This is a genomic window from Pelagovum pacificum (assembly GCF_016134045.1).
Classification (GTDB): domain Bacteria; phylum Pseudomonadota; class Alphaproteobacteria; order Rhodobacterales; family Rhodobacteraceae; genus Oceanicola; species Oceanicola pacificus_A.
The window spans coordinates 3462271-3489041 of record NZ_CP065915.1 but is presented as its reverse complement, the minus strand read 5'-3'; the positions used below and the strand labels follow the sequence as shown (position 1 = coordinate 3489041).

The following is a 26771-nucleotide window of genomic DNA, read 5'->3' as shown; positions in this document are numbered from 1 at the left end:
CAACATCTGGATCGCGCCTTGCGCAAGTCGTGGCGGCAGATCCTGAGGCGGAGCGTGCCGGACCAGCTGGCCACGCGGGACCACCTGTCCCGGCTGGAGGCGTCGTGGGACGCGCGGCTCGACCGGCTGTGCCGCAAGGTCGAAGGCTGATCAGCGCATCGCGCGGATCGTCTCCAACAGCAGGTGCACGTTGTCTGGATCGGCGTCCGGCGTGATGCCGTGGCCGAGGTTGAACACATGCGGCCCGCCCCGGAACGACTCGGCGATGGCACGGGCCGCGTCGACCAGACCCTCACCGCCTTGCACCATGTGCTCCGGTGCGAGGTTGCCCTGCACCGGTCCGCCGACCTGCACGTTCGCGGCCGCCCAGTCCGCGGAGACCCCCTGGTCGACAGCGATACAGTCCGCGCCGGTCCGGGCGTGCAGCCCGATGTAGCGCTCTCCCGCGCCGCGCGCGAAGGCGATGACCGGAAGGCCCGGATGGCGCGCCTTCAGCGCGGCGGTGATGCGGCGGATCGGCTCGACCGAGTAGGCTTCGAACGCGTCTCCGTCGAGCGACCCTGCCCAGCTGTCGAACAGCTTCACGCACTCCGCGCCCGCGTCGACCTGGGCGGACAGGTATTCGATCGTGGCTTCGGTGATGAGGTCGAGCAGCCCCTCGAAGGTTTCGCGGTCCTGCTGCATCAGCGCGTGGGCCGGTTCCTGCGCGGGAGTGCCGCGTCCGGCGATCATGTAGGTCGCCACGGTCCAGGGCGCGCCGGCGAAGCCGATCAGCGTCGTCTCGGACGGCAGGTCGCGCGACAGGATGCGCACCGTTTCATAGACCGGAGACAGCGTTTCGTGGATCGCGTCGACGCCCTTGAGCGCGGCGAGGTCGCCCGGCCCCGTCACTGTCGACAGGCGCGGCCCTTCGCCCTTCACGAACCAGAGGTCGAGGCCAAGCGCCTGCGGCACCAGGAGGATGTCCGCGAACAGGATCGCGCCGTCGAAGCCGAAGCGGCGGATTGGCTGAAGCGTCACCTCGGCCGCGAGCTCCGGGTTGTAGCAGAGCGACAGGAAATCGCCGGCGGTCTCGCGCGTCGCGCGATACTCGGGCAGGTAGCGGCCCGCCTGGCGCATGAGCCAGACCGGCGGGGGAAACACGCGCTCGCCGGAAAGGACGCGCAGCAGGGTCTTGTCGGACGGCATGGGGTCTCCTTCAGAAACGCCGGTTGGTCCCACCGGGCCGGGCTTAAGTCAAGCCATTGGCACCGCCCGCGACCGGGTCTAGAGAGGCCACATGAGTGATATCCTGCTGAAGATCGGCACGCGCGGCTCACCGCTCGCGATTGCCCAGGCCAACGAGACGCGTGACCGTCTGATGGCGGCGCACGGCCTTCCCGAAGAGGCGTTTGAGGTCGTGGTCATCAAGACCACCGGTGACCGGGTGCTCGACCGGCCGCTGTCGGAGATCGGCGGCAAGGGGCTCTTCACGCGCGAGATCGAGATGGCGCTGACCGAGGGCGCGATCGACATAGCCGTTCACTCCATGAAGGACATGCCGGTGCTGCAGCCCGACGGGCTGACGCTTGACTGCTACCTGCCGCGCGAGGACCCGCGCGATGCCTTCGTCTCGCTGCGTTACGGCGGGATCGCCGACCTGCCCGAAGGCACCGTGGTCGGCACCTCGTCGCTCCGGCGCAAGTCGCAGCTTCTGTGGCGGCGGCCCGACCTGAAGGTGGTGGAGTTCCGCGGCAACGTGCAGACCCGGCTGAAGAAGCTCGCCGATGGCGTGGCGGAGGCGACCTTCCTCGCCATGGCGGGCCTCAACCGGCTGCGGGCGGTCGACGTGCCGCACGGAGTGATCGACACGGGCGATATCCTTCCCGCCGTCGCCCAAGGGGCCATCGGGATCGAACGTCGCCTCGACGACACGCGGATCGCCGACATGCTCGCCGCGATCCACGATGTTCCGACCGGTGAGCGGCTGGCGGCGGAGCGGGCCTACCTCGCGCGGCTCGACGGGTCGTGCCAGACGCCGATCGCCGGGCTGGCGGAGCTCGACGGCGCGGGCCGGATGCGCCTGCGGGGCGAGATCCTCGCGCCCGACGGCAGCAAATGTTTCGCGGGCGAAACAGCCGGACAGGTGTCCGACGGCGCGCGGCTTGGCGAACAGCTGGCCGACGAACTGCTGTCTCAGGCCGGTCCGGGTTTCCTCGCGGTCTGACGGCCGTCCAGCCACCAGAGCGCCAGCGCCGCCAGGACCACCGTGATCCCGCCGAGCACGGGGGCGAGGCTGTAGCCCGCCACCCACGTCGCCACCGCGAACAGCGCCGCCGCGATCGACTCGCTTGCCACACGTTGCACGGCCAGCATCGCGCCGCCCGCCCCGGCGCGGGTGCCCATCAGGTCCTGAACATAGGCGATCGGCAGCGACAGGAGGATCCCCGCCCCGATCGCAGCCGGGACCACGAGAAACCAGACGGCGGGGGTCGGCAGAAGCACCGGGAACGCCAGCAGGAAGCCGGCATGCACCGTCGCGCCGAGCAGGATCGCCTGCATCCGGGTGAGATATCGCAGCAGCCAGCCCATCGACAGCATGACCGGCACCTCCAGCCCGGCGAGCAGGCCGGCGAAGATCGCGACGTCCCCGATGTCGCGGCCCGGTGCCTCGTCGAAGGTCAGGCCGAGCGTGACCATGTAGATCGCGATGCCGGAACCGACGGCGCCTGACAGCAACACCCGACCGAGAACGGACGGATGCCCGATTTCCCGCAGCGACTTGCCGAGCGACAGGCCGGAGCGCTGGTCCACCCACATCGTGCTGCCATCCGCCGGCCAGCGATGGAGGATCAGCGCGACCAGCACGACATTGACGAGCGCCAGCTCGACGTAGATCCAGATCAGCCCGGCGCCCGCGTCGAACACGACGGACCAGAGCGGCAGGATCACGATGAACGGCAGCGCGAAGAGCGCACGGATTGCGGCCATGATGCCGTCCCGCTCCTCCGGCAGGTAGCTGGAGGAGGCCATTCGGGCGAGGGCGAACACCTGTCCGAAGGTGGCGGAACTGACGGGTAGGATGACGGCGTGGGCGATGATGAAGCTCGCCTTGCTGGGAAACAGAAGCACGATGATCTGCCCCACGATGCCGAGCGCCGTGGCGGCGATGGTGATCTTCTTCCTTGCCATCGTCTGGTCGGCAAGGATGCCGATCCCGATGGCCCCGATCACCGAGGCGGCAGAGGCGATGGTCAGGACGAGCGCGTAGGCGCTGTCGGACAGGCCGAACAGGCGGATCGCCAGCAGGCTCTGGTACGGCGCGATGGAGGCCGCGTTGCACCCCGTGAGGATCAGCGCGATGGCGGCGAGCCGCAGCGCGGGGTCGCGCCAGATCAGGACGAGCGGGCGCAGCATCAGGACTCGGCCGGCAGCGTTTTGCCGGGGTTCAGGATGCCTTTCGGATCGAGCGCCCGCTTGATCGCCTGCATTGCCGACAGCGCGACGGGGTCCTTGAAGCGGCTCATCGGGCCGAGCTTGGAGATGCCGATCCCGTGCTCCGCGCTGAAGGTGCCGCCAAGCTCAACGGAGGTCGTGTCGATGATGTCGCGCACCTGTCCGAGCAGCGCCGCGTCGTCGGTGGTGGGATAGACCGTGTAGTGAATGTTGCCGTCGCCGAGGTGCGCGACGGCGAGGTCGGTCGCACCGGCGTCCAGCCTGGCCAGACGCGCGCGCACTTCGTCGAAGAACGCCTGCAACCGGTCGAGGGGCAGGGCGATGTCGGTGTCGACGAACGGGCGCTTGTGAAACGCAATCTCGGCAGCGGCTTCGCGGCGGGCCCACATCTCGGTCCGCTGGCTTTCGGAGCGGGCGATCGTGGCGTCGCGGACGAGGCCGTCTTCCATCGCCTCGGCAAGCGTCGCCTCGAGCGTCGCGACGAGGGGGATTTCGCCGTCGGGACCAGGCTCCGCCTCTTTCGGGGAGGTCGCACCGAGTTCGGTCAGCAGCGTGACCGGGTGGCGCTCCGAGAAGGGCTCGCGCGCACCGGGGATGGCGTCGAGGTGGCCGGATATGTAGCTGTCCGGCATGTATTCGAACGCTTCGACGGCGCCGCTGCTCGCCTCGCGCAGGCGGTTCAGCAGTGTCAGCGCGTCGGCGAGGGAGCCGGTCGCGATCGTCGCGGTCGCGTAGGCGCGGGGGCGTGGCACCAGCTTGACCACGGCGGCGGTGATGATGCCGAGCGTCCCTTCCGCCCCGATCAGCAGGTGCCGCAGGTCGTAGCCGGTGTTGTTCTTGTGCAGCTCGGTGAGCAGGTTCATCACCCGCCCGTCGGCCATCACCGCTTCGATCCCGAGCACGAGGTCCCGGGTATTACCATAGCGCAGTACGTTGGAGCCGCCGGCATTGGTGGCGAGGATGCCACCGATCCGGGCCGAGCCCCGCGCCCCGAATGTCATCGGGAAGCTCAGCCCCTCGGCATGGGCGGCCTCGTGCAGATCGGAGAGGATCACGCCGGCCTCGACCACGGCGAGCCGGGTTTCCGGACGGATGTCTCGGACCTTCCGCATCCGGTCGAGCGAGACGACGATCTGGTCCTCCGCGAAGGCCCCGCCGTTCAGCCCGGTATTGCCCGAGACAGGTACGATCCCGGTGCCGCTGTCGTTCGCCGCGGCGAGGATCGCGGACACCTGCGCGGTATCGAACGGGCGCAGCACGGCGCGCGGTGTGCCGACGTACTTGCCGGTCGCATCCCGTCCCCACGGCACGGCGTCATCGCCGGTCAGCACATTCTCCAGCCCCAACAGGGACCTCATGGCGTCGAGCATCGGATGGCCTCCTCTCCCCGGGTGATGACGCAACGGTGGGGGAAGGAAAAGGGGCCAGATATGCGTTGACACCGGGGCGGGTGGTGTCTAGTGGAACGCCGGTGTGGCGTGGTAGCTCAGCTGGTTAGAGCACAGCACTCATAATGCTGGGGTCGGCGGTTCAAGTCCGCCCCACGCTACCACCGTAGTCAAACTGGCATCCCCTTCGAGAAGGGCGGCGACGTATCCATAGACAGTGATGGATAACCGTCCTTCGACCATTTCCACGTGAAATTCAGAGATAAGGGATCTCAAGGTCTCGATTGCGTTGCGGCCTTCGGCGCTGACGCAAGCGGTACACTGCGGCTCAGTGAAGCTATCTAAGTCGCTGCAACGTCGCGTCACGAATTACCAGATTGCTCAGGTCGCCCGGCCCTCATTGGGCCGAGCTTGAGACTTGGGGGTAGGCTGAACTCAATCGAGGGAACGGATCCTCGAAGTCATGTCAGACGATAAGCAGTCGATCCCGCTCCGGCAGCGGCGGGAACGGTGCGGCGGGGAGCGTCTGGTACCAATAGGCGACCGAAGCGACGTCGTCCTGAACGTGCAGCCAGCGCCCGTTGTATCCCCAGCCGAGCGCCTGAACGTCGATGCGAAGGTCCTGCTCGAACCGGACCGGGTCCATTACGTGGAAGCGGTACATACCCATGCGGAACTGGGTCTGATAGTCGGAGGACGGGCGGATCACCTGGTGAAACCCGGCGTAGGGCGTGGTGTAGGTGACGTAGGCATTGTCGTGCTTCGGCGTCGGGTCGAAATTGTAGGACCCGCCAAAATAGTCCTCTAGCCCGGTCGAGGAGATGGTCGGATAGTCCTCGTCTCCGTCGAGGTAGAACTTCACCTCGCCTTCGCCCCACCAGCCGTTGTTGTTCATGCCCCAAGCGAGATACATGCCGACGAAATGGCCCTTGCCCTGCACGCCGTCGATCACGGTGTAGTCCGATTTCCACGGGATCGGGTTGGTGCGGCGGAACTGGGCGTGGAAGTAGGCGCAATCTTCCGGCACCTCGGTCAGGGTGTAGTCGATCTGGTAGTAGAGGGTCATCTGCTCGTCGGCGATGTTCTCCATCGTCACTCGGCACCGCTTTCGGAAAGGCATCTCCCAGTAGCAGTTGAAGGCGCTGCCGGGGTTCACGCAGACGGGCGCGCTGGTCAGCTGGGCGAACTCCCCCCAGCCGCAGCCGAAGAAGTCGCCGACCGGGCATTCCACCGACGGTGTCTCCTCGTCGTCCCAGTAGAAGCGCAGGATCGAGAAGCGCCAGTTGCCCGTCGGGGTCATCCAGATGTGCTGGATCGCGCCGGGGCCCTCAATGTCGGCCAGCAGGGCGGTCTCGCCGGGCGCGATGTTGATCGAGGGCGAGATCTTCCAGCCCTTGCCAAGATCGCGCGCCGCGTGGGCCCCGGTGCCTTCCGTCGCCTGGCAGGCCCCGCCTTTCTCGCCCGTGAAGTTCTCCGGGCAGATCGAACGGGACTTCGCGTCTGACAGACGTGACAGGTTGCCGAGGCTCATGCCGAGCCCGTTGAATGAGTTCATGGTTTCCTCCTGTTGGGTAATCTTGGCTCAGGTCGCGACGCGCGCGTCGTCGTAGAGATGGCAGGCGACGCGGCGGCGTTGGACGAAGCTGTCCGATGGTGCGCGGCGGCAGGCGTCCATCCTGTGCGGGCACCGGTCGATGAAAACGCATTGCGACCGGTCGGACAGCGTGCCGCGCGCCTCATCGCCCTGAGTCTCGCCCTCCCACCCCGCGTCCGGGTCGGGTCGCGGGATCGAGTTCATCAGCAGCTGGGTGTAGGGGTGCAGCGGGTCGCCGATGACGTCGTTGGCGCTGCCTTCCTCAACCGCGCGCCCGCGGTAGAGCACGAAGAGCCGGTCGCTGACCTGCCGCGCGGTGGCGAGGTCGTGCGTGATGTAGATCAGCGAGATGCCGTGATCGTCGCGCAGGCTGCGCAGGTTCTCGAGCACCGTCGCCCTCAGGCTCGCGTCGATCATCGACACCGGCTCGTCCGCGACGATCAGTTTCGGGCGCAGCATCAGGGCGCGGGCGACCACGATCCGCTGCCGCTGGCCGCCAGACAGCTGATGCGGATGGCGGCCGATGATCTGCTCGGGGCGCAGGCCGACCTTCGACAGGGCGTCCTGGATCAGCTCGTCCTGTTCCGTGCGGCCCTTGGCGATGCCGAACTGGCGCAGCGGAATGCGCAGCAGTCGCTCCACCGGGTAGAACGGGTTGAAGACCGAGAACGGGTCCTGAAAGATCGCCTGCACCGACTTTCGGAAGTCCGTCGAACGCGCCATGCCGGAGCCCCAGATGTCGTCGCCCTGGAACCGGACGGTCCCGGCGCTCGGGCGGTTCAGGCCGAGGCCGACGCCCCCCATGGTCGACTTTCCGGAGCCGCTCTCGCCCGCGACCGCGATGATCTGCGGCTCGTCCGAGGGAATGCGCAGCGTGAAGTTCTCGAGCGCGGTGAAAGCCGGGCCCTGTCCGACGCCGCCGCCGAATTTGACCGTGACGTCGTCGATGTCCAGAAGCGGTGCGCTCATCCCGTGACCTCCTCGAAATTGCGGCCGGCGCGCGCGGCGGCGACCATGTGGCAGGCGGCGCGGCGACTGGGACCAGACAGCTCGAGCGGCGGGTCTATGTTGCGGCAGACCTCGGCGGCATTCGGGCAGCGGGGGTGAAACGGACAGCCGTCCGGCAACCGCCCGAGGCCGGGCTGCATGCCAGGGATGCCGGTGAGCGGCTTCAACTCGTCGGGGGAGGGCAGGGAGTCGATCAGCAGCCGGCTGTAGGGGTGCTGCGGGTCGTGGAAAAAGTCGCGGATCGGTGCGTCGTCGACGAGGCGGCCGGCATACATGACGGCCAAGCGGTCGACCGACTGGGCCATCAGCCCCATGTCGTGCCCGATCAGGATCATCGCCGCGCCAAGTTGCGACTGAACGTCTTTCAGTGTCTCGATCACCCGCCGCTGGACCACGACGTCGAGCGCGCTCGTCGGCTCGTCCGCGATGATGAGCTGCGGCTCCAGCACGATGGCCAGCGCGATACAGACCCGCTGCTTCATGCCGCCCGACAGCTCGTGCGGGTAGAGGTCTGCGACTCCACGGTCGAGGCCGACGCGCTCCAGCAGGTCCTCGATCCGGGCGTTGATGTCGCGCTTCGACAGCTCACGGGTGTGGGCGCGGATGGTATCGGTCATTTGTCGTCGCACCGTGGTCACCGGGTTGAGCGAGTTCATCGCGCCCTGCGGGATCATCGATACGCGATCCCACCGGAATCGCCGCAGCGGCTCCTTCCCGAGAGACAAGAGGTCGGTGCCGCCGATCGTGACGCTGCCACTGGCGATCCGTGCGGGGTGCTTGTGCAAACGCATGAGGGCGAGCGCGAGCGTAGACTTGCCAGAACCGCTTTCGCCGACGATGCCGATGCGCTCACCCGCGGCGAGGTCGAGATTCACGTCGCTGACCGCCGGGAAATCCTCGTTCGCGATGCGGTAGGTGACAGAGAGGTTGCGGATGCTGAGAACGGGGCCGGTCATTTGCGGGACCTCCTCAGTTTCGGGTTGGCGACCTCGTCGAGGGCCGCGGTGATGAGGAAGAGTGAGATGAAGAGCGCGATCAGGATCAGGATCGGAGGCAGCCACCACCACCACATGCCCCGGCTGAAGGCCGAGTAGAGCAGCGCCCAGTAGATCGTCATCCCGAGGGTCGGCGTGTTCTGCGGTCCGAGACCGAGCACCTCGAGCCCGATGCCGGCTAGGATCGCGCCGGAGACCGCGCCGACGAAGGCCGCGAAGGCCAGAGGCACGATGTTGGGCAGCACCTCGGTTAGCACTACGCGCAGATCGCTCATGCCGGAGAGTTTCGCCATCTTCACGTAGTTCTGTTCCCGCAGGGAAAGGACCTGCGCGCGGATGATGCGCGCGGCGAACATCCACGACAGCGCTGCGATGATGACCGCCATAATCTCCACCGTGATCGACCGCATCGAGGCGGCGACGACCAGCAGGATGGCCAGCGGCGGGATCGTCAGCATCGTGTCCGTGACGGTCGAGATGACACGGTCGCGCCAGCCGCCCCAGTAGCCGGCGACGAGGCCGAGGAAGACCCCGAACGCGACTCCGAGCGCACCGGCGAGCACGCCCATTCGCAAGGTCTGGGGCGTCGCGGCGATCATCACGGCCAGCAGGTCGCGCCCGCCACTATCGCTGCCGAGCCAGAGCTCGGCCGAAGGGCGCTGGTTGGTGCTGACCGAAATCGGCTCGGCATTGCGCAGGTCGACGAACATCGGACCGACGAAGCTGAACAGCAGCAGCACGGCGAGGATCGCGATCCCGGCCAGCATCTTGGGATTGGCGAGCGCGAAGCTCAGGCTTGCGCGAAGGGTGCGGAGGACGTTGGACATGGGGGCCTCCGTCACTGCCGCTCGATGCGGGGGTCGAGGAACGGGTAGACCAGGTCCAGGATCAGCACCGCGATCGCGACGGTCAGCACCAGCACGAAGGCGATCCCCTGCACGAGGAAGTAGTCTGACGAGCGCAGCGCGTTGTAGAGCAGGAAGCCGATGCCGGGGTAATTGAAGGCGACTTCGACCAGCACGGACCCCGATGCGGCGGTGCCGAGTGCGATGGCGAGCGACGTCACCTGTGGCAACATCGCGTTCCGCACCGCGTAGCCGAAGAAGATACGGCGGGGCTTCAGACCCTTGGCCTCGGCAAGTGTCAGGTAGTCTTCGCCGAGCGTGCCGATCATGGCGCCCCGCATGCCGAGCGCCCAGAAGCCGACCCCGGCCAGCACGATTGACAGCGCCGGCAGGCAGGCATGGTAGAGGATGTCGACCACGGTCTCGAAGTCGAAACTGCGAGGGTAGGACGAATAGGCGCCGCCGAGCGGGAATATCCCGGAGGAAAAGGCGAGCGCATAGAGGATGATGAGCGCGAGCAGGTAGTAGGGGATGGCCGACAGCATCATCAGCCCCGGCACCAGCGCCTTCACGGCACGCGGTGCGCCGGGCCACGCGATCAGGGCACCGACGAGGCTTCCGACGCCGAACGCGATGAATGTCGAGACGAGAAGCAGCCCGATCGTCCATGGCAGGGCGTCCAGGATCGCCGAGGACACCGTCTGCGGAAAGAACGAGATCGACTGCCCGAGATCGAACCGAAGCGTATTCCAGAGGTATCGGAAATACTGGATGTGCAGCGGATCATCGAGACCGAACCGTTCGCGGTATTCCTGGACGATGTCGCCTGCGCCTTCAACCTGCTGGCCCCGCGACATCAGCTGTTCGAGCACGGCGGCCGTTGGATCACCGGGGGCGAAGCGCGGTATCAGGAAGTTGGCTGAGGCTGCGAGCAGAACGACGGCGAAGAACATCGCGACGCGCCGACCGACATAATTCCAGGTCATTGGAGCTTCCGATCTTTCGACGGCTTTGTCGTGCCGCCAAGTCTGGGATGTTGTGACGCGGACCGGCCGGCAGATGGCCGGTCCGCGGGGAGGCCGGTTGGCGCGGGCGGCTCAAGGCCACCACGCGCCGCCCGGATCACTCGGCCGAGGCCTTTTCGACATTGGTGACCAGCAGGAGGGCGGTTGCCCACCAGTGGCCGGGGTGAACGTAGTTGTTCGATTCCGTCGGCCAGTTGGTCCAATAGTGCTCGTTGAAGCCGGTCAGCAGCGCGGCCTGCACCAGCGGCACCGCCGGCATTTCCTCTAGCCAGACCTCGAGCCCCTCGCGGAACAGGTCGTGCATCGCCGGATCGTCCGCGGCCGTGACCGCCATCTGGTTCACGACCTCGTCGAACTGCTCGTTCTCCCAACGGGTCCGCGCGCCGGTGGCGACTTCGCCGACCGGGGCCGCATGGCGGCTGTGGTAGAGCTCAAACGTCGCGTAAGGGTCGGAGACGCCGCCGCAAGACACGTCGAGCCACGCATCGGCCCGACCGCTGTTCAGCGCGTCCGTGTAGGCCGCGATGTCGGTGAGCTGGAACGTCGCGTCGAAGCCGGCGCGTTGCAGAAGCTGCGACACGACGGGCGCCATGCGCGTTTGGTCGGCTTCGCCCTGACGGATCACGAGGTCGAGCGTGACCCGGTTGCCGTCACCGTCGACCCAATAGTCGCCGTCCATCTCGAACCCGGCCTCTTCCATCAGCTCAGCCGTCCGGTCGGTGTCGTAGGTCAGCGTATCATACTGTTCGAACAGGTCGGCGTTCTCTTCCATGTAGGATTGGAACGGAGGATAGTCCGGCGTCATCCACTGGGCGGGAACGGTCAGGTTCTCCCACGCGATGTCGACGATGGCGTCGCGGTTCATCGCGTAGCTGACGGCCCAGCGGACGCGCGGATCGTCGAACGGCGCCTTCGTCGTGTTGAATGCCATGTAGCGCGGGCAGGGGTCCAGGTAGGCGTAGGGCGCCTCCTCGAACCAGGCGGTTATGTCGGGGTTCTGCTCTACCACCTGTTCGAAGTTGTCGCGGCCCAGCACCCAAAGCGTGTCCAACTCGTTCGCGTTGGCCATCGCGGCGCGACGTTCCTCGCTGCCGGCGGTGCGGAACAGCACTTCGACTGGTTCGGGCAGGTCCTTGAAGCCGCTTTCGGACGCCCACCAGTCGTCGCGCCGGGTCCAGACTGTCTCCGTCGTAGTCGAAGAAGTCAGCTGGTAGGGCGAAGTGGAGACGGGGTATCCGGCCTCGAGATCGTAATTCGAGAAGGTCAGCGGGTCCTGCTCGGACCAGATGTGCTCAGGCACGATCATGGCAGTGCCGTAGATGCGTACGCCGAAGGTGTTGAGGATGTAACGCGGGTTGGCCGAGGTCAGCTGGATGCGGACGGTATGCTCGTCCACTGCCTCGATCTCCTCGATCCACGTGCGCGCATCGACTGAATTGCCGCCGAGCGCTGGTGCGTTCTCCTTCAGCATCTGCATGGTGAAGACGACATCGTCCGCCGTGAACGGCTCACCATCGCTCCACCGCGCTTCTGGGCGCAGGGTGATCGTGACCTCGTCGAACGCTTCATTGTACTCGTAACCCGAGGCGAGCCACGGCTCCAGCTCACCGCTTTCGTAGTTGTAGTAGAACAGTGATTCCTGTCCGACCTGCTGAAGCCCCGCATGTTGCAGTGTGCTCGGCAGGTAAGGGTTGTAGTTCTCCGGCGTCGTGACGCGCTGGCTGATGTTCTCGAAGACGAGCTGGTCCTCGCGCTCAGCCTCCTGTGGCAGCGCCGACGTTGCGACAAGGCCGAGTGACAGCGCGGCAAGCGCGGTTGAACTCGATCTCCAAATCGATTTGCAATTAGCCATGATTTCCTCCCTTGGCATTGATTCAGTGAATTCGATTAAGCGTCAGGTCGTCTGGCCGACACGCAGCTCGCCGGGGATGACCTCTCGTCGTGGCGGCCCGGTTTCCTTGCCGGACAGCCGCTCGCGGAGCATCTCAAGCGCCCGTTCGGCGAGTTGCGAGGGCTTCGTACCGACCGAGGTCAGGCGCGGTCGCAAGTCCTCGAGCGTATTGTGCATGTCGTAGGTCGCGACCGCGATGTCGCCGGGGACGCTGATGCCTAGGTCGTAGAGGCGTCCCATCATGCCGCGGGCCATCTGCGACCCTGCCACGAAGATCGCAGTCGGTTGGTGCTTCGGCATCTGATCGACAAGCCAGTCCGCGGCCCTGCGACCGGATTCTGCGAGAAACGAACCTTCGAACCTCAAGTCGTCGATGATCGGTACGCCCGCGTCGACCAACGCGCCTTCGAACGCATCCTTGCGTGGCTTGCTCATCCGCAGATGGTGCGGCCCGGTGACATGGGCAATGCGGGTATGTCCGCGCTCTATCAGGTGCCGCGCGACGAGGCGGGTATTCTCCGACTGATCAGTGCTGACACTGTCGACGAGGGGCTTCGGCAAGTCGCCGATGTAGATGCAGGGACAACCGAGTGTGCGGAGCTCGCTTTCCGCTCCCTGAAGTGCGGCTTCGGCGACGATAAGCCCGTCGACACGGCCCGCGCGGATACGGTCGAGGATGGCACGGCCGGATTCGTCGGCGGCCATCGTATCGGACTGGCCTGGCAGGTCGCTGTTGTAGACCAGCATGTCCTCACCCGAGCGGGTTAGGCCCGCTTGAAGCGCGCGCGCCATCTCGGAGTAATTGGGGTTGCATATGTCAGGAAGGACAAACGCGACGCTACCGGTCTTGCCAGTTCGAAGGCCCTGGGCCAACGGGTTGGGCGCGTAGCCGAGATCGGCGATGGCGGCCTCGACCTTGCGGCGCAATTCGTCGGAGACTTGCCGCTTGCGCGACAGGACGTGGCTGACGCTCGTCGGTGAGACGCCGGCCCGTTCCGCGACTTGCTTGATCTTGACCACGCCGACTCACCCCCCTGCAAATCGATTTGTAACGATGAGAAGTCACACTTCTTGTCGGTTGAGTCAAATGTAAATCGATTTGGTAGCTAACTTGGTGGGCTTTTTTCCGTGTTCGAGGCGACATCCAGATCGAAGTCGTCTCCGTCACAGATCTCACCTCTCGGCAAAGCAGTGAATGACGTGCCGTGGCGAAGGTGGCTGTAACAACTAGCTTTCTGCTTCGCCGATGAACCAACTCCAAAGTCCAACGGCGTGGAGATATATGGGTGCCCTCGTGGAACGGGACCAACCGTTCTCTGCGTCGCAGCAATTCCTTCGCCAACGGCGTGGGTTAGTCTTTGGTCGAACCGCAAACGAAGGATTTGATCGGGAGATGGTGATGGCCAGAGAAGCGTGGGGAAGCGGACACTCGTCGCGGTGGGGATATACGTCTGACAGGGGCCGGAAGCGGCGATCGTCGCGGCAGGTCTCAACGTCCAAACTGGACTGAACTTGTCGCGCCTAGTTGAGGGAACCTAACAGCCAAACCCCTGCGCCTCCGCATGTTCACTTCGAACCTTTATTTGCCGCCATGATGAATGAAGATTTCGCGGCTGCAGCGTGAGGACGTGAAGCGCGGCCACTCTTTGGCGGAGCTCGCCAAAATGTCTTTAGCTCGGTGCCATACATGCGCTGTATGCCGATACGCCGTCACGTGGATGAGGGTCATCTACGAACCGTCAGTCGAACAGACCGTAGCTCTCTTCGTCGCCGACCTTCCGGGAGCGCGATGTCGTCGTACGAATTGACAGCAGGAGGTCACCTGTTTATTTCCGACCGAATGGAAATAAACAGGTGATCCATGGCCCGCCCAAGAAAACATGATCAACAACAGATCCTCGATGCCGTCGAACGTGTAGTTGCACGCGATGGTGTGCTCACCATCGATGCGGTCGCGAAAGAAGCCGGCGTGTCGAAGGCGACAGTGCTGTACGAGCATTCCAGTAAATCCGATCTCGTCGCGGCTCTGGTCAACCGCAACATCAAGGCTGATAACGCCTTCAACGAGGCCTGCCAGGCTGAGTTCGCTGGAGAGCTTGATGCGCCTCTGCGCGGCCGGATTGAGGCCGCTCGGCGCAGTCCGCCAGTGCCGGGCGAGAACGGTGCCGTGCTGAGCCTCGTTTCAGCGCTGATGCAGGACTCGACGCTGCGTGACGCGTTTCGCGAAAACCAAAGCGCCCTCGGCCGCGATCTGCTGGAGCAGGCGAGCCATCCCCGTGCCGCCCGTCTGGCCTGGCTGGCGCTGGAAGGGCTGAAGTTTCAACAACATCTTGAGTTTTACGACTGGAGCGAGGCCGAGCGAGTCGAAATTCTAGCAGATATCGAAACGCTCGCCCGTCAGGGTATGAGCACCGTCGGTGATCGCTGTGTCTGAGCATGCAATTTTCATTACCGGCGCTGCTGGCTATGTCGGTCGCAACCTGCTGCGCCACTTCATTGCGAAGGGCCGGCGGGTCATTGGTCTGGTCCGCAACGCTGAGGCCGCTGATCGCGTGAGAGCCTGGGGCGGGGAACCCGTACTCGGTGACATGTTGAGCGCCGATCTGGCGCCACTCATGTCCAGTGCGGATACCCTCATCCATGCGGCTGCGAGCGTTGATCATGGAGCCGGTTCCGCTGCGGCCGTCATCAATCCAGAGGGCACCAGACGCGTCCTCGAGGCCGCCAGACAGGCGAATATAGAGAAGGCAATCCACATCAGCACAGATTCCGTTCTCCAAGATGGCCGGCCGCTGTGCAACGTTGACGAGAGTACGCCCTACCCGTCTCGCCCTGCCGGAGCCTACTCAGCTGGAAAGGCCGAAGCGGAGAGGATTGCCCTGCGCGCTGCCGCCTCCGGCCAGCACGTGGTCACCCTGCGCCCCCGCATGGTCTGGGGGCGCGACGATACGACGGCCCTGCCGACGCTGGTCGGCGCTGCTCAAAGCGGGCAGTTCGGCTGGATCTCGGGTGGGGGCTATCGCTCCTCAACATTACACATCGCCAATCTGTGCCACGCCGTGGAACTGGCCTTGGAGCGTGGAGCATCTGGCGAGATCTACCATGTCTCGGATGGACCGGCGCGCACCTTCCGCGAGACTGTCACCGGACTCTTGGAGAGCCAGAGAATCGAGGTCCCCACCAAGACGGTGCCGCGCGGCGTGCTCCGCAACGTCGCGCGACTAGGCGACGGGCTTCATCGCGTGAGTGGCGGCCGTTGGCGGGGGCCGATGAGCTTCCAAGACTTTGCCACTAGTGCAGTCGAGATTACACTCAACATCCACAAGGCGCAGCGGGACCTCGGATATGTGCCGGTCATGTCCTGGGAGGATGGTCTCGCCGAACTCTCGGGGGGCGGGTTTAGCGACACGTAGTTTGGTCAGACAGAAAAGGTTTTGGCCGCATGATAGGCCTTCGTGCGAGTGGCCGCGAACATCTGTGGGGACGCCACTTGGGGTAAAGCAATTCCATCCAGCGCCGCTGACTTTGGTCACCCGGAGCAGGTCGTGCGTGTTCGCGGACTATCGTTTCGGAGCTATCGCACCCCGGCGATGACCCTCTTAGCGAATGACCGCCACCGGCCAGAAGCAGACATCCTGGCCGGCGTTCAATTAGACGAATACTTGCAGTCGCAACCTGGGCCAATCAGAGATTTCAACGTGCAAGTCGTAACACCTTACAACGCGAATTCTCTAAAGGTGTAGTCGGTGCAGGGAAGCTCTAGTGGATGCAATTGGAATGTTGCCCCTCAATTCATCAACGCCCGCAGGTCGCTGCAGATTGCGTCCCCGTCGTCTTCGGGCAGCGGCATGAGCGGAGTTCGGACTCTTCGCCAGGACGAGTCATCGTAGCGTCCGCCGACCATGGTTTTGATGGTTGGTATCTGTGCATGCCGATTACTTAGTTCACGGACGGAAACCACGCGGGCCTGCGCGGCATCAACATCGTCCCGGCGGGAATCGTTGGCGTAATTGTCGTAGATGAAGCGCAAATCGGTCGATAGCAGGTTGGATGTCGCCGTGATGCATCCGGCGCAGCCGGCCTTCAGGAGCGGCAACATCAGGGGGTCGGCCCCTGACAGAACGTCGAATCCCGGGAAGCGCCCGGCGATTTCGATCATCCGGTCTAGATTTCCCGCGGAATCTTTCATGCCGACGACGGTTTGCGGGTACCGTCCGGTCAGGTCCTCGATGACCTTTGGGGTGATGGATGTCTGACTGAATTGGGGAATGTGGTAGAGCACCACCCGCAAGCGGTCGTCGTCGACCTCGTCCAGCACGCGACAGTACGATTCTACCACGCCGGCGTCACCCGGCTCCTTGTAGTAAAAGGGCGGCAGCATGACGACCGTCGTCACGCCGAGCGATAGGGCGTGGCGGGTCAACTCCACCGTCTCCGGCAGGTTCGCGACACCGGTGCCCGGCATCAGGGTCTCGGGCGACAAGCCGGCCTTCACGACGCTTTCGAGCATCGTAGTCCGCTCTGACACTGAGAACGAGTTCGCCTCCCCGGTAGAGCCGAGCAGGGCGACCCCGTGACAACCGTCCTCGAGAAGCTGGCGGCAGTGATCGGCGAGACGCCCCGTGTCGGGTGACAGGTCCGCGTTCAGCGGGGTAGCGGCGGCGCAGTAAACACCCTTCATGATGCGGTCTCCCGTTTGGCGGCGCGCGTGGCGGCAAGGCGACGGGCGTAGGCGATGGCGTGAAGCATGTTGCCGTGATCTGCCTTCCCGGTGCCGGCGATATCGAAGGCGGTGCCGTGATCAACGGAGGTGCGGTCGATTGGCAGGCCGAGCGAGACGTTCACCGTCGTATCAAACGCCACCAGCTTCATCGGGATATGACCTTGATCGTGGTATTGCGCGACGACGAGGTCGAATTGACCGCTATAGGCGCGGTGGAACAAGGTGTCGGCCGAGATGGGACCGACGACGTCGATGCCATTCTTGCGGGCTTCGGCGACGGCGGGGGCGAGATACGTGTCGTCTTCATCACCGAAAAGGCCGTTCTCGCCGCAGTGCGGGTTGAGCCCGGCGACGGCAATGCGCGGGGCCTCGACGCCGAGGCGACGGAGGTGGGCATGACCTGCCTCGATCGTCTCGATGACGCGAGCGGGGCGGGCCCGGTTGATCGCTTCAGACAGGGCGACATGCGTGGAGACGTGGATCACCTTCATCCGCTCGCAGGCGAGCAGCATGAAGCTCGATCGTTGGCCGGTCAGCGCAGCGAGCATGCCGGTGTGGCCATCGTAGTGGTGGCCGGCGCTGTTGAGCGCCTCCTTGTTGATGGGCGCGGTTACGATGGCGGAGATCTCTCCGGCCTCCGCCATGCGGGTTGCGCGTTCGACATAGCGGAAGCTGGCGTCGCCACAGGAGGCGTGCAGCTTGCCCCAGTCGGCGGAAAGGCCGGGAACCTCGACCTCAGTCACGTGCAGATGTCCGTCCTTCGGGCTCTGCGACAGGGGGAGCTTGACGCCGGTTACCTCGGCAGCCCGGCGCAGTACGTCGGCCGTACCGATGACGGTGGTGGCGGCGAGCTCATGCGCGGACAGGCTGGCGGCGGCGCGCATGATGACTTCGGGCCCGACACCTGCGGGATCGCCCATCGTGATCCCGACGCGATCGTCCGGCATTGACGCTGACATGCTGTTCCCTCCTCGAAAGACGCGGCAAGTTGTGACCGGTTCAGTCAAATTGTCAAGTCGGGCGCTAGCTTGTCATTCAGAGTAAAATGCAGGTTATTCCGTCGTTTTGCAGTGAAATTACGACGGATAGCGCTTCCTTAATGCATCCTGCGGTCGATCTATGTTGACAAATGAACAAGTATCCAAGAGCCTCATGGGACTAGCTGGGAGGTGCCCATGTCGACGGATCGTCAAGGGGGAGCCCCGCTGCTCTCGGTAGAGGAGCTGGGGATCGATATCAGAATGCGGGGCGGTCAGACGGCCAGTATCGTGCCCGCGCTCAGCTTCGAGGTTCGGGAAGGCGAGGCGCTGGGTGTCGTCGGGGAGTCCGGCTGCGGAAAATCGATCACCGCGCTCTCTCTGATGGGACTGTTGCCGCACACCGCTGAAGCGTCCCGCGGACGAGTCATGTACCGGGACCGGGACCTGTTGAAGCTCTCCGCCAAGGAGATGCGGAGCGTCCGTGGCGCCGAGATCGGCATGATCTTTCAGGACCCGATGACCTCTTTCAATCCGGTGATGCGGATCGGCGATCAGTTGACGGAGTCGCTGATCCGGCACCGGAATATGAAGAAGGCGGCGGCGCTCGCGCGGGCAGAGGAGCTTCTGACGCTCGTCGGCATCCCGAGCCCGAAGGAGCGGCTGGACAACTACCCGCACGAGCTGTCCGGCGGTATGCGCCAGCGGGTGATGATCGCGATGGGCCTTGCCTGCGAGCCGTCGCTGGTGATTGCGGACGAGCCAACGACGGCGCTCGACGTGACGATTCAGGCGCAAGTCGTCGATATGGTGAAGGACATTCGCGGCCGGCTCGGCACGGCGATCATCTGGATCACCCACGACCTCGCGCTGATTTCCGGTCTCGTCGACCGGATCATCGTGCTCTACGCGGGTGTGATCGTCGAGGAGGCGCAAGTCGACGACCTCTACGCCAATCCGACTCATCCCTACACGCGGGGACTTCTGGCTTCGCTGCCCGGTCTCGGCGACGACGATGCGGAGCCGGAGGAACTCGCCTCGATCCCCGGCACGCCGCCGGACCCGCGACGTCGGCCGGCGGGCTGCCCGTTCGCGCCGCGCTGCGCGAATGCGGTGGACAGGTGCGGCCACGAAATGCCGCCACTCGAGCCGGTCTCAGCGACGTCGAGCCACCGGGCCGCCTGCTGGGTTACGGTGCCAGGCCTGGCAGCCCGAACTGAAGAGGTGAGCGCATGAACATGGAGGTAAGGATGGACAGCCCGTCGTCGCGCGCGCTCCCGAATGCCGAGCCGTTGCTGAGGATCGAGAACCTCGGGAAGAAATTCTACGTCAAGCCCGGGGCATTCGGGACCGAAGTCCGCACCGTTCACGCGCTGGAGGACGTCACGATAGACGTCCGCCGGGGCGAAACGCTGTCGGTGGTGGGCGAGTCTGGCTGCGGGAAGTCAACGCTTGGCTTCTCGATCCTGCAGTTGCTGAAGCCCTCGGAGGGATCGGTGACCTTTGAGGGAACGGACCTGACGCAGCTCAGCGAGAAGCAGATGCGCCGCTTCCGCCAGAAGCTGCAGGTCGTATTTCAGGACCCGTATGCGACGCTCAACCCGCGAATGACCATCGGCGAAGTGTTGGCCGAGCCGTTGCTGCTCCACGGGCTGGCCACGAAGAAAACGGTCCGCGACAAAAGCGTGGAGATGCTGGGTGACGTCGGGCTGCCGACGCGCGTGCTCAGCTCCTACCCACACCAGCTGTCCGGCGGGCAGCGACAGCGGGTGGCCATCGCCCGGGCGCTCGCTTGCGATCCAGAATTCATCGTCTGTGACGAGGCGGTCTCCGCGCTCGACGTTTCGGTGCAGGCGCAGATCGTGAATCTGCTGATGAGCCTCCAGAAGAAGTACGGTCTGACCTACCTGTTCATCGCTCACGACCTCGCCGTGGTGCGGCACATGTCGGACCGGGTGCTTGTCATGTATCTCGGCCGTCCCGCGGAGCTCGCGCCCAAGAAGGCGCTATTTCACGAACCACTTCACCCCTACACGCGCGCGCTGCTGTCGGCTGTGCCGGAGCCCGATCCGGAGCGGGAGCGCAATCGGCGCCGTCAGGAACTGGTGGGTGAGATCCCCTCACCCTTGAATCCACCGACCGGGTGCCGCTTTCACACGCGCTGTCCGCTGGCCGAGACTGTCTGCTCCCAGAAGGTGCCGCAGTGGCGCGAGGCTGCGCCGGAGCATTGGGTTGCCTGCCACATGGTGCCCGAGACCATCCAAGGTGAGCCCAGCTGATGAGCCCGCGCGTCGCGCTCATCGCCGATGACCTTACCGGTGCGCTCGACGCCATCGTACCGTTCGCGGCACGGGGTCTGAGAACCGTCGTCTGCTGCGGTAACGATCCGCTCCGCTCGCTCGAGGGGGTGGAAGCCGATGCCATCGGTCTGGTCTCCGGCACACGTGACGGTCCACCGGAGGTGGCCGAGGCGCGCGCACAGAGCTTTGGTAAGGCGGTTGCCCGGATGCAGCCCGAAATCCTGTTCCGCAAGATCGACAGCCGGATGAAGGGCCATCCCGGCCTGGAGACCCGCGCGACGGCTGAGGCGGCCGACTGCGAGCAGGCGGTCGTCTGCCCCGCGATCCCGGACATGGGTCGGGTCGTCCGGGCCGGACGGCTGGTCGGTGACGGCGTCGCGGAACCAATCGACATCGTGGGACGGATGGGCTGGGCCGGGGCAAGCTTTCCCGACTGCGAGAGCGCTTCCGACCTCGATCGGATCGCGGCGACACTTACGCCGGGGACTCTGGCGGTGGGTGCGCGCGGGTTCTCCGCCGCCATCGCGCGACGTTTCGAGGATATTTCGGACAATCGTCGGGAGGACTGGACAGGGCCGGTGCTCGTCGCCGTCGGATCACGGGACCCGATCACCCGTGCGCAGGTCGATGCACTCGCAGCGGAGGGGATGCTCGTGGTGCCGGCCCCGGGCGGCGTAATTCCGGAGCTGCCGGAGGATGACCTGTCGACCGTCGTGCTTGCCGAGGGTTTTGCGCCGCTCGACCCGGCCGATGCCGTCCGGCGCTTTGCCGACAGCGTCGCCTCGCGCCTCGGCGCACGACGTCATGGCCTCCTCGTCGCGACGGGGGGTGAGACAGCAGCGGCCATTCTGGACAGGCTCGGTATCAGTCGACTGACCGTGCTCGACGAACCCTGTCCCGGCATTGTCAGGGTCGCGCCGCTCGACAGCGGGCACCGGGCAATGCAGATCGTAACGAAGTCCGGCGGTTTCGGCGGACCGTCGGCGCTACTGGATCTCGTCAGTGCCGCCGGACTATTACCAGTGAACCCTCGCGCGGGATCGATTTGGGAGCGCAAACATGGCTGAGACGGCCGACGGAGACATGGAAAGCCCGACGGGGACCCGCAGCACGCTGGCGGATCGTATCTTCCATATCCTGCATACGCGGATCAGTTCAGGCGAGTACCAGGAGAACCAGCGGCTTCCGAGTGAGAAGGAGCTGTCCGAGCAGTTCAGCGTCTCGCGTCCGATCATTCGTTTCGCGCTTAGCCGGCTACGGGACGAGAACCTGATCTACTCGCGACAGGGGGCCGGCAGCTTCGTTCGGGCACCGGCACAGGAGGCGCGGCTCGGCTTTGCTCCGCTGGAGACAATTGCCGACATCCAACGCTGCTACGAGTTTCGTCTCGCGATCGAGCCTGTTGCCGCGCGCCATGCGGCGGAGCGGCATAACCCGTCCGCGCTCGAACGGATCGAGGCATCGCTGCAGATGATGGCTGACGCGACCCGGCGGCACAGCCACCGCGAGGATGCCGATTTCGTCTTTCACCAGACGATTTCCGAGGCGTCGAACAATCATTACTTCAGCTCGTCGATGCTGGCTCTCAAGAGCCATATCGGCGTCGGCATGAAGCTTCACGGAGAGGCGTTGATGGGCCCGCAACCGGGGTTGCAGGCCGTGTTCGATGAGCATTACGCCATCTTCGAAGCGATCCGCGACGGACAGGGTGATCTGGCGCACGACCTGATGACTGAGCACCTGCATGGGTCGCGCGACCGGCTGTTCGAGGGTGGTAAACTGGATCTGCGAATGCGCTGACAGGCTGAGGCGCTCGGCTCAGAGTGCCTCTTCGTAGATTGCGCGGATGTCGTCCTTGCCGATGTCGCGTGGGTTCCAGTCCAGCAGTCGCCGGATCGCCGCCGCCTCTTCCGCCATCCCGTCGAGGTCCTGCGCAGTGACGCCGTTCGCGGCGAGCGACATCTCGATCCCGAGATCGCGGCAGAAGGCGGTGACATCCGCCTTCATTGATCCCGACTCGGCGACACCAAGCGCGCGGGCAATCTCTGCCGTTTTCTCCGGTCGGGCTGGCGCATTGAAAGCAAGAGTGTGTGGATAGATCAGTGCGTTGGCGAGGCCATGCGGCAAGCCGAAGCGCGTGCCGAGCGGGTAGGACAGCGCGTGACCGGCAGTGGTGTTGACTTGGCCGAGGCAGAACCCTCCGTAAAGCGAGGCCAGAGACATGGCCGTCCGCGCTTCTTGGTCGGTGCCGTTGCGCACGGCGACCGGCAGCCATTGTCCGGCGAGCCGGATGCCCTCCCGTGCGTAGAGGTCGATCATCGGATGGGCGCGAGCGGAGGTGAAGGCCTCGGTGCAATGCGCCAGCGCATCGACACCTGTGGTCGCAGTGATGGCGGGAGGGATCGTGGCGGTCAGTTCCGGATCGATCAAGGCGAGGTCGGCGCACATGTTGCGGCTCTCGACCGCGACCTTGCTCCGCGTTTCCGGGTCGGTGATGAGCGAGCGGATCCCGGCTTCGCTGCCGGTCCCGGCAGTCGTCGGTACCTGGACGAGGTCCACCGTTCTGACAGGGGCCCGATTCGGGCCGGCGATGTCTGACAGCTTGTGATCGCGACCGACCAGCACGGCGACGAGCTTGGCGAGGTCCATTGCGCTGCCGCCGCCGAAGCCAACGACGAGGTCGGGGGCACAGGCAGCCGCTGCTTCTCGCGCAGACTCAAGGTTTTCGATGTCCGGCTCGGGTTTGACTGTGCCAAAGGTGGTAACTTCGCCGGGCAGGTTCAGAAGCCCGACGCGATCGGCGTTGAACGCGTCGGCGATCACCAGGGTGCGATGCGCGCCCGTGGCATGGGCGAAATCGCCGACTTCTCCGACGCGGCCCCAGCCGAAAACCAGCCGGGCAGGGCGGTCGATAGCGATCGGCGGGAAGATTTCGGTCTTGGTCATTTAGAGCCTTTGGGATTGAGAGCGTCGTTGAGGCCGTCGCCAAGGAAGCTGAAGGCGACAGTGGCGATGCCGAGGGTCAGCGCCGGCGCGGCCAGAAGGTGCGGGTATTGCTGCCAGGTCCGCAGCCCGTCGGAGATCATCAGGCCCCATGAAGGGATAGGAGGCTGAACACCGACGCCAAGGAAGGAGAAGGCGCTCTCGAGGACCATCGCCTGACCGATACCGGCGCTGACGGCGACGATGAGCGGGCCGATCGAATTCGGCAGGATGTAGCGGCGCAGGATGGCGCTCTGCCCGAGGCCGAGAGCGCGGGCGGCAGTGACGTAGGGACGCGAGCGCACGGACAGCACCTGGCCGCGAACGATCCGGGCGTACTGCGGCCACATGACCAGCGAGATGCCCCCGAACACCATGAAGAAGTCGATCCACATCGTGTTGCGGTAGAACGGGTTCAGCGTCTCCATGTACTGCGCGTCCATCCAGCGGGACAGTGGTGGCTTCATGGTGGTAGTGACGACGATCACCAGCAAAAGCTGCGGCACGGACATGAACACGTCCGTCAGCCACATCACAAAGCGATCCACCCGGCCTCCGATGTAGCCGGCCAGCGCTCCGAGAAACGCGCCGAGCGCGGCAGCAATCAGGGTTACGACAACGCCGACGATAAGCGCCGTCCGGGTGCCGAAGATCACGCGCGACAGGACATCCCGGCCAAGCTCGTCCGTGCCGAACGGGTGGGCCCAGGATGGTGGCGCGGATCGCAGGTCGAGGTTCTGGTCAAGGAAGTCATAGGGCGTGACGTAGGGGCCGATCAGGGCGATCGCGAAGAGCAGCGCGATCATCACGAGGCCGGCCATCGCAATGCGATTTGCCTTGAGCCGGGCCCATGCGTCGCCCCAGAGGGACGCGGCCTCATCGTCCAGTACTTTGGGATCTGTCGGTTCGATGGCGGCCATGTCACGCACTCCGCGCTTCGGAGGCTCGGGGATCGAGCAGGGGATAAGCGAGGTCGACCATCAGGTTCGCCGCCATGACGAGGAACGAGGCGATCAGCGTCACAGCGAGGATGACCGGATAATCAGAGCTGGTTAGCGCCTGCACCGTCATCCGGCCCAAGCCGGGGAGGCCGAAGACGAGTTCGACGAAGATCGCCCCGTTCACGAGGGTAATCATGATGAGACCGAGCTGGGTGATGACCGGCGTCAGGATCGGCCGCAGGATGTGGCGCATCGCGACCTGCCGTTCGGTGATGCCCTTGGCGCGGGCAGTCCGAACGAAGTCCTCACCCATGATCTCGATTACTGCCGCGCGGGTCTGGCGCACAATCAGGGCGATGGGCTGGAAGGCCAGCACGATGAGCGGAAGGATGATGCGCGTGTCGAGGATGCCGCCCCAACCGTATGGAATCTGCGCGTCGGGTAGCAGCAGGATAAGAAGGACCATCATGATTGGGCCAGCGACGTAGGCAGGAATGGCCCAGAGGAATAGCGCAGACCCGAGGATCCAGTAGTCGAGGTGCGTGTTCTGGTTGAGGCCGGCGATCAAGCCAAGCGGGATCGCCACGAGCGCGGTAAGCGCGATCGCCAATATGCCGAGTTGCATCGATACCGGGGCAGCGCTCTTAATCATCGTCGTGACCGAGCGACCGGAGATCAGCGAATTGCCAAAGTCGCCCTGCACGACGTTCAGCACGTACCGGCCGAACTGTTCAAGGAAAGGGTCGTTGAGGCCGGCACGTTCTCGGATCGCTTCAATCCGCTCAGGATCGTAGGCAACATCGCCCGGGGCGCGCTCGAAGATCAGCTTGATTGGGTCGCCCGCGCCATAGAAGGCAAGCGCGTAGACGGCTAGCAGGATCAGCAGGGCGGTCGGGATCCAGACGAGAAGTCGCCGGAGCGTATGGCGGAGCATGGGAACCTCGGGTCGTTCTGGGAGCCCATGGCCCGGCAAGGTTGCCGGGCCATGGGTGGGAGCGTCAGGCCGGCAGGCTCAGGATTCCATGATCTGGATGTTCCAGGGGCGAATGACCTGCCAATCGAGGTTCTTCTCCATCCCCTCGACTTCGGCACGAGCCCAGCGGGACATCGTCTCATAGTACCACGGAATGAAGCCGAACTCGTCGCGGAAGATGCGTTGCGCTTCCCGCGCATTGCCGATCCGGTCCGGGTTGTCGACCGCCATGTCGATTGCCGCGTCGAGCAGGCTGTCGATCTCCTCGTTCGAATAGCCGTTCATCTTGTTCTTGGAGATGTTGCCTTCGGTCGAGATGTTGGCATTCAGGAACGAGGCAGCGTCCGGGATCCGGGTGCCGGCGTCGTCGCGGATGATGTGGACATCCGCCGGTCGGAAGCCGTCCAGTGAGGGTCGCAGTTCCACGGCCGTAATGCCGAGGTTTTGCCTCCACTGTTCCACGATGAACTGCGCCGCGGCGGTGATCGCGGGCGTAGTCGTGCCGGCGAGGATGAGGCGGGGCAGGCGTTCGGGGCCGCCGTAGGACGACTCGGCCAGCAGTTCGCGGGCGCGTTCCGGGTCGTAGGGATAGGGCTCCCAATCGGGGTCCACACCGTCGATTCCGACGAGGATCTGTTCCGCCATCTCGTGGGGGCCGTCGGGGAACGAGGCCCGGATCAGGCCCTCGCGGTCAACGGCGAGGATCGCCGCCTCGCGCACCATCGGGTCATCGAACGGCGCCGCGTTCACGTTGAACCAGAAGTGCTGCCCTGACGGGATCTGCGGGCCGGCCGAGAATTCGGGTCCGAGGTCCTGGATGATGGTCGAGGTGACAAGCTCAGTGTGAGCATGCATGTCTCCGCGCGCGATCAGGTTGGTCGCGGTCACCGTGTCCTCGATCACCTGGATCTCGACGCGGGTCAGCTTCGGAGCTTCGATGAAGAAGTTCGGGTTGGGCTCGAAAGCGATAGAGCCGCCGTCCACGTCTAGCTCCACCATGGTGAAGGGGCCGGAGGTGATGCCACCGTTTTCGGGGGCGAACCATTCCATGACTTCTTCGCCGTTCTCGTCGCGGGCCTCCGAGGCTTTCACGATCGGGATCAAATGGTTGGCGATCCGCATGAAGAAGATTGGATCGGGCGTGCCAAGCGTCACGACGACGGTTTGGTCGTCGGGAGTGGCAACACCTTCAAGCGTCGAGGTCTCGCCTCCGGTGATTTCGTCGTAGCCGACGACGCCGGCCAGCACCTGATTCACCCGTTCGTGGCGGGTGGAAGGCATCGCGGCCAGTTCCCACGACCCCTTGATGTCCGCAGCCGTGATCGGGCTACCGTCCGAGAACACCGCGTCGGGGTTCAGGGTGAAGGTCCACTCGGTCATGTCGTCGTTCGGCGTCCACTCCGTAACGACGTACGGCTGGATTTGCGCATTTTCGTCGAAGTACATCGGGCTCGCCCACCAGAGTGAGTTCCAACGAAGCACGCGACCGCCGCCACGCATCGGCGACCAGTCAAGGTCGAAGCCACCGTGGGCGACCTTTAGAACCTGCTCTGCGGCAGGTGTTTGCGCCATTAGTTGGGTCGGGCGTGCGCCGACGGATAGTGCCCCAACGGCGGCCGCGCCGCTCATGAGCAGGGTGCGCCGGGTAATGCCGGCTTTGATCTTGTGTGTCATGGGCTCCTCCCCTGAATTCG

The 26771-nt window shown here is 64.9% G+C and carries 24 protein-coding genes and 1 tRNA gene; 9 read left to right on the top strand and 16 right to left on the bottom strand.

Annotated elements, in window-relative coordinates:
• The first annotated feature begins 18 nt into the window (after window positions 1-18).
• A complete protein-coding gene (locus I8N54_RS20305; RefSeq protein ID WP_269802033.1) occupies window positions 19-150 on the top strand; it encodes a hypothetical protein in 132 nt (43 codons plus the stop codon).
• Here the strand turns inward: I8N54_RS20305 and hemE are convergent, their stop codons facing one another.
• On the bottom strand, window positions 151-1188 hold the full coding sequence (hemE, locus tag I8N54_RS17105; RefSeq protein ID WP_140196654.1) for a uroporphyrinogen decarboxylase: 1038 nt from the start codon (window positions 1186-1188) through the stop codon (window positions 151-153).
• Between the two features lie 91 nt (window positions 1189-1279).
• Between hemE and hemC the strand changes: the two genes are divergently transcribed.
• Window positions 1280-2206, top strand: coding sequence for a hydroxymethylbilane synthase (gene hemC / locus I8N54_RS17100; RefSeq protein WP_140196652.1), 927 nt, complete (start codon window positions 1280-1282; stop codon window positions 2204-2206).
• Here hemC and I8N54_RS17095 read toward each other — a convergent pair.
• Together I8N54_RS17095 and I8N54_RS17090 are read right to left on the bottom strand one after the other, a co-directional pair.
• Entirely contained in the window at window positions 2176-3396 is a 1221-nt protein-coding gene (locus I8N54_RS17095; protein ID WP_140196650.1) for an MFS transporter, read from the bottom strand. The genes hemC and I8N54_RS17095 overlap by 31 nt on opposite strands.
• Window positions 3396-4805, bottom strand: a complete 1410-nt coding sequence (locus tag I8N54_RS17090; RefSeq protein WP_140196648.1) for an FAD-binding oxidoreductase — start codon at window positions 4803-4805, stop codon at window positions 3396-3398. Before I8N54_RS17090 ends, I8N54_RS17095 begins: the two co-directional genes overlap by 1 nt.
• A gap of 105 nt (window positions 4806-4910) precedes the next feature.
• On the opposite strand from I8N54_RS17090, the gene I8N54_RS17085 reads away from it, so the two are divergent.
• Window positions 4911-4987, top strand: a tRNA-Met gene (locus tag I8N54_RS17085).
• A 302-nt stretch (window positions 4988-5289) separates the two neighbouring features.
• On the opposite strand, the gene I8N54_RS17080 is transcribed toward I8N54_RS17085, so the two are convergent.
• The 7 genes from I8N54_RS17080 to I8N54_RS17050 form a co-directional block, all read right to left on the bottom strand.
• A complete protein-coding gene (locus tag I8N54_RS17080) occupies window positions 5290-6378 on the bottom strand; it encodes a glycoside hydrolase family 172 protein (protein ID WP_140196646.1) in 1089 nt (362 codons plus the stop codon).
• A 27-nt stretch (window positions 6379-6405) separates the two neighbouring features.
• Window positions 6406-7386, bottom strand: coding sequence for an ABC transporter ATP-binding protein (locus I8N54_RS17075; protein ID WP_140196644.1), 981 nt, complete (start codon window positions 7384-7386; stop codon window positions 6406-6408).
• The gene (locus I8N54_RS17070) at window positions 7383-8381 is read right to left on the bottom strand and encodes an ABC transporter ATP-binding protein (protein WP_140196642.1); all 999 of its coding nucleotides are present in this window, start codon (window positions 8379-8381) and stop codon (window positions 7383-7385) included. The genes I8N54_RS17075 and I8N54_RS17070 overlap by 4 nt, the downstream gene beginning before the upstream one ends.
• A complete protein-coding gene (locus I8N54_RS17065) occupies window positions 8378-9247 on the bottom strand; it encodes an ABC transporter permease (protein WP_140196640.1) in 870 nt (289 codons plus the stop codon). The genes I8N54_RS17070 and I8N54_RS17065 overlap by 4 nt, the downstream gene beginning before the upstream one ends.
• Before the next feature lie 11 nt (window positions 9248-9258).
• The gene (locus I8N54_RS17060; protein ID WP_140196638.1) at window positions 9259-10251 is read right to left on the bottom strand and encodes an ABC transporter permease; all 993 of its coding nucleotides are present in this window, start codon (window positions 10249-10251) and stop codon (window positions 9259-9261) included.
• A 136-nt stretch (window positions 10252-10387) separates the two neighbouring features.
• A complete protein-coding gene (locus I8N54_RS17055) occupies window positions 10388-12142 on the bottom strand; it encodes an ABC transporter substrate-binding protein (RefSeq protein ID WP_197097647.1) in 1755 nt (584 codons plus the stop codon).
• A 42-nt stretch (window positions 12143-12184) separates the two neighbouring features.
• Window positions 12185-13201, bottom strand: a complete 1017-nt coding sequence (locus tag I8N54_RS17050; protein WP_198571734.1) for a LacI family DNA-binding transcriptional regulator — start codon at window positions 13199-13201, stop codon at window positions 12185-12187.
• A gap of 841 nt (window positions 13202-14042) precedes the next feature.
• Between I8N54_RS17050 and I8N54_RS17045 the strand changes: the two genes are divergently transcribed.
• Window positions 14043-14615, top strand: a complete 573-nt coding sequence (locus tag I8N54_RS17045) for a TetR/AcrR family transcriptional regulator (RefSeq protein WP_140196632.1) — start codon at window positions 14043-14045, stop codon at window positions 14613-14615.
• Window positions 14608-15594, top strand: coding sequence for an NAD-dependent epimerase/dehydratase family protein (locus tag I8N54_RS17040; protein ID WP_140196929.1), 987 nt, complete (start codon window positions 14608-14610; stop codon window positions 15592-15594). The genes I8N54_RS17045 and I8N54_RS17040 overlap by 8 nt, the downstream gene beginning before the upstream one ends.
• A gap of 374 nt (window positions 15595-15968) precedes the next feature.
• On the opposite strand, the gene I8N54_RS17035 is transcribed toward I8N54_RS17040, so the two are convergent.
• Window positions 15969-16862 carry a dihydrodipicolinate synthase family protein gene (locus I8N54_RS17035; protein WP_140196630.1) on the bottom strand — a complete coding sequence of 298 codons (894 nt, stop codon included), beginning with the start codon at window positions 16860-16862 and terminating at the stop codon, window positions 15969-15971.
• On the bottom strand, window positions 16859-17863 hold the full coding sequence (pdxA, locus tag I8N54_RS17030; RefSeq protein WP_197097645.1) for a 4-hydroxythreonine-4-phosphate dehydrogenase PdxA: 1005 nt from the start codon (window positions 17861-17863) through the stop codon (window positions 16859-16861). The genes I8N54_RS17035 and pdxA overlap by 4 nt, the downstream gene beginning before the upstream one ends.
• Window positions 17864-18079: 216 nt before the next feature.
• On the opposite strand from pdxA, the gene I8N54_RS17025 reads away from it, so the two are divergent.
• The 4 genes from I8N54_RS17025 to I8N54_RS17010 are packed head-to-tail and all read left to right on the top strand — an operon-like array spanning window position 18080 to window position 21981.
• Window positions 18080-19117 (top strand): ABC transporter ATP-binding protein, encoded by a 1038-nt coding sequence (locus tag I8N54_RS17025; protein WP_197097644.1) that lies wholly within the window; start codon window positions 18080-18082, stop codon window positions 19115-19117.
• Window positions 19114-20160: an ABC transporter ATP-binding protein gene (locus I8N54_RS17020; protein ID WP_232790408.1), complete on the top strand. Its 1047-nt coding sequence runs from the start codon at window positions 19114-19116 to the stop codon at window positions 20158-20160. The genes I8N54_RS17025 and I8N54_RS17020 overlap by 4 nt, the downstream gene beginning before the upstream one ends.
• The gene (locus I8N54_RS17015; RefSeq protein ID WP_140196626.1) at window positions 20160-21248 is read left to right on the top strand and encodes a four-carbon acid sugar kinase family protein; all 1089 of its coding nucleotides are present in this window, start codon (window positions 20160-20162) and stop codon (window positions 21246-21248) included. The genes I8N54_RS17020 and I8N54_RS17015 overlap by 1 nt, the downstream gene beginning before the upstream one ends.
• Complete coding sequence (locus I8N54_RS17010) at window positions 21241-21981, top strand: FadR/GntR family transcriptional regulator (RefSeq protein ID WP_231592711.1); 741 nt, start codon at window positions 21241-21243, stop codon at window positions 21979-21981. Before I8N54_RS17015 ends, I8N54_RS17010 begins: the two co-directional genes overlap by 8 nt.
• Window positions 21982-21999: 18 nt before the next feature.
• On the opposite strand, the gene I8N54_RS17005 is transcribed toward I8N54_RS17010, so the two are convergent.
• The 4 genes from I8N54_RS17005 to I8N54_RS16990 form a co-directional block, all read right to left on the bottom strand.
• Window positions 22000-23127: an iron-containing alcohol dehydrogenase gene (locus I8N54_RS17005; protein ID WP_140196624.1), complete on the bottom strand. Its 1128-nt coding sequence runs from the start codon at window positions 23125-23127 to the stop codon at window positions 22000-22002.
• Window positions 23124-24083: an ABC transporter permease gene (locus tag I8N54_RS17000; RefSeq protein ID WP_140196622.1), complete on the bottom strand. Its 960-nt coding sequence runs from the start codon at window positions 24081-24083 to the stop codon at window positions 23124-23126. Before I8N54_RS17000 ends, I8N54_RS17005 begins: the two co-directional genes overlap by 4 nt.
• Window position 24084: 1 nt before the next feature.
• Complete coding sequence (locus I8N54_RS16995; protein WP_140196620.1) at window positions 24085-25038, bottom strand: ABC transporter permease; 954 nt, start codon at window positions 25036-25038, stop codon at window positions 24085-24087.
• 78 nt (window positions 25039-25116) lie between these two features.
• Window positions 25117-26751: an ABC transporter substrate-binding protein gene (locus tag I8N54_RS16990; protein ID WP_140196618.1), complete on the bottom strand. Its 1635-nt coding sequence runs from the start codon at window positions 26749-26751 to the stop codon at window positions 25117-25119.
• Window positions 26752-26771 lie beyond the last annotated feature (20 nt).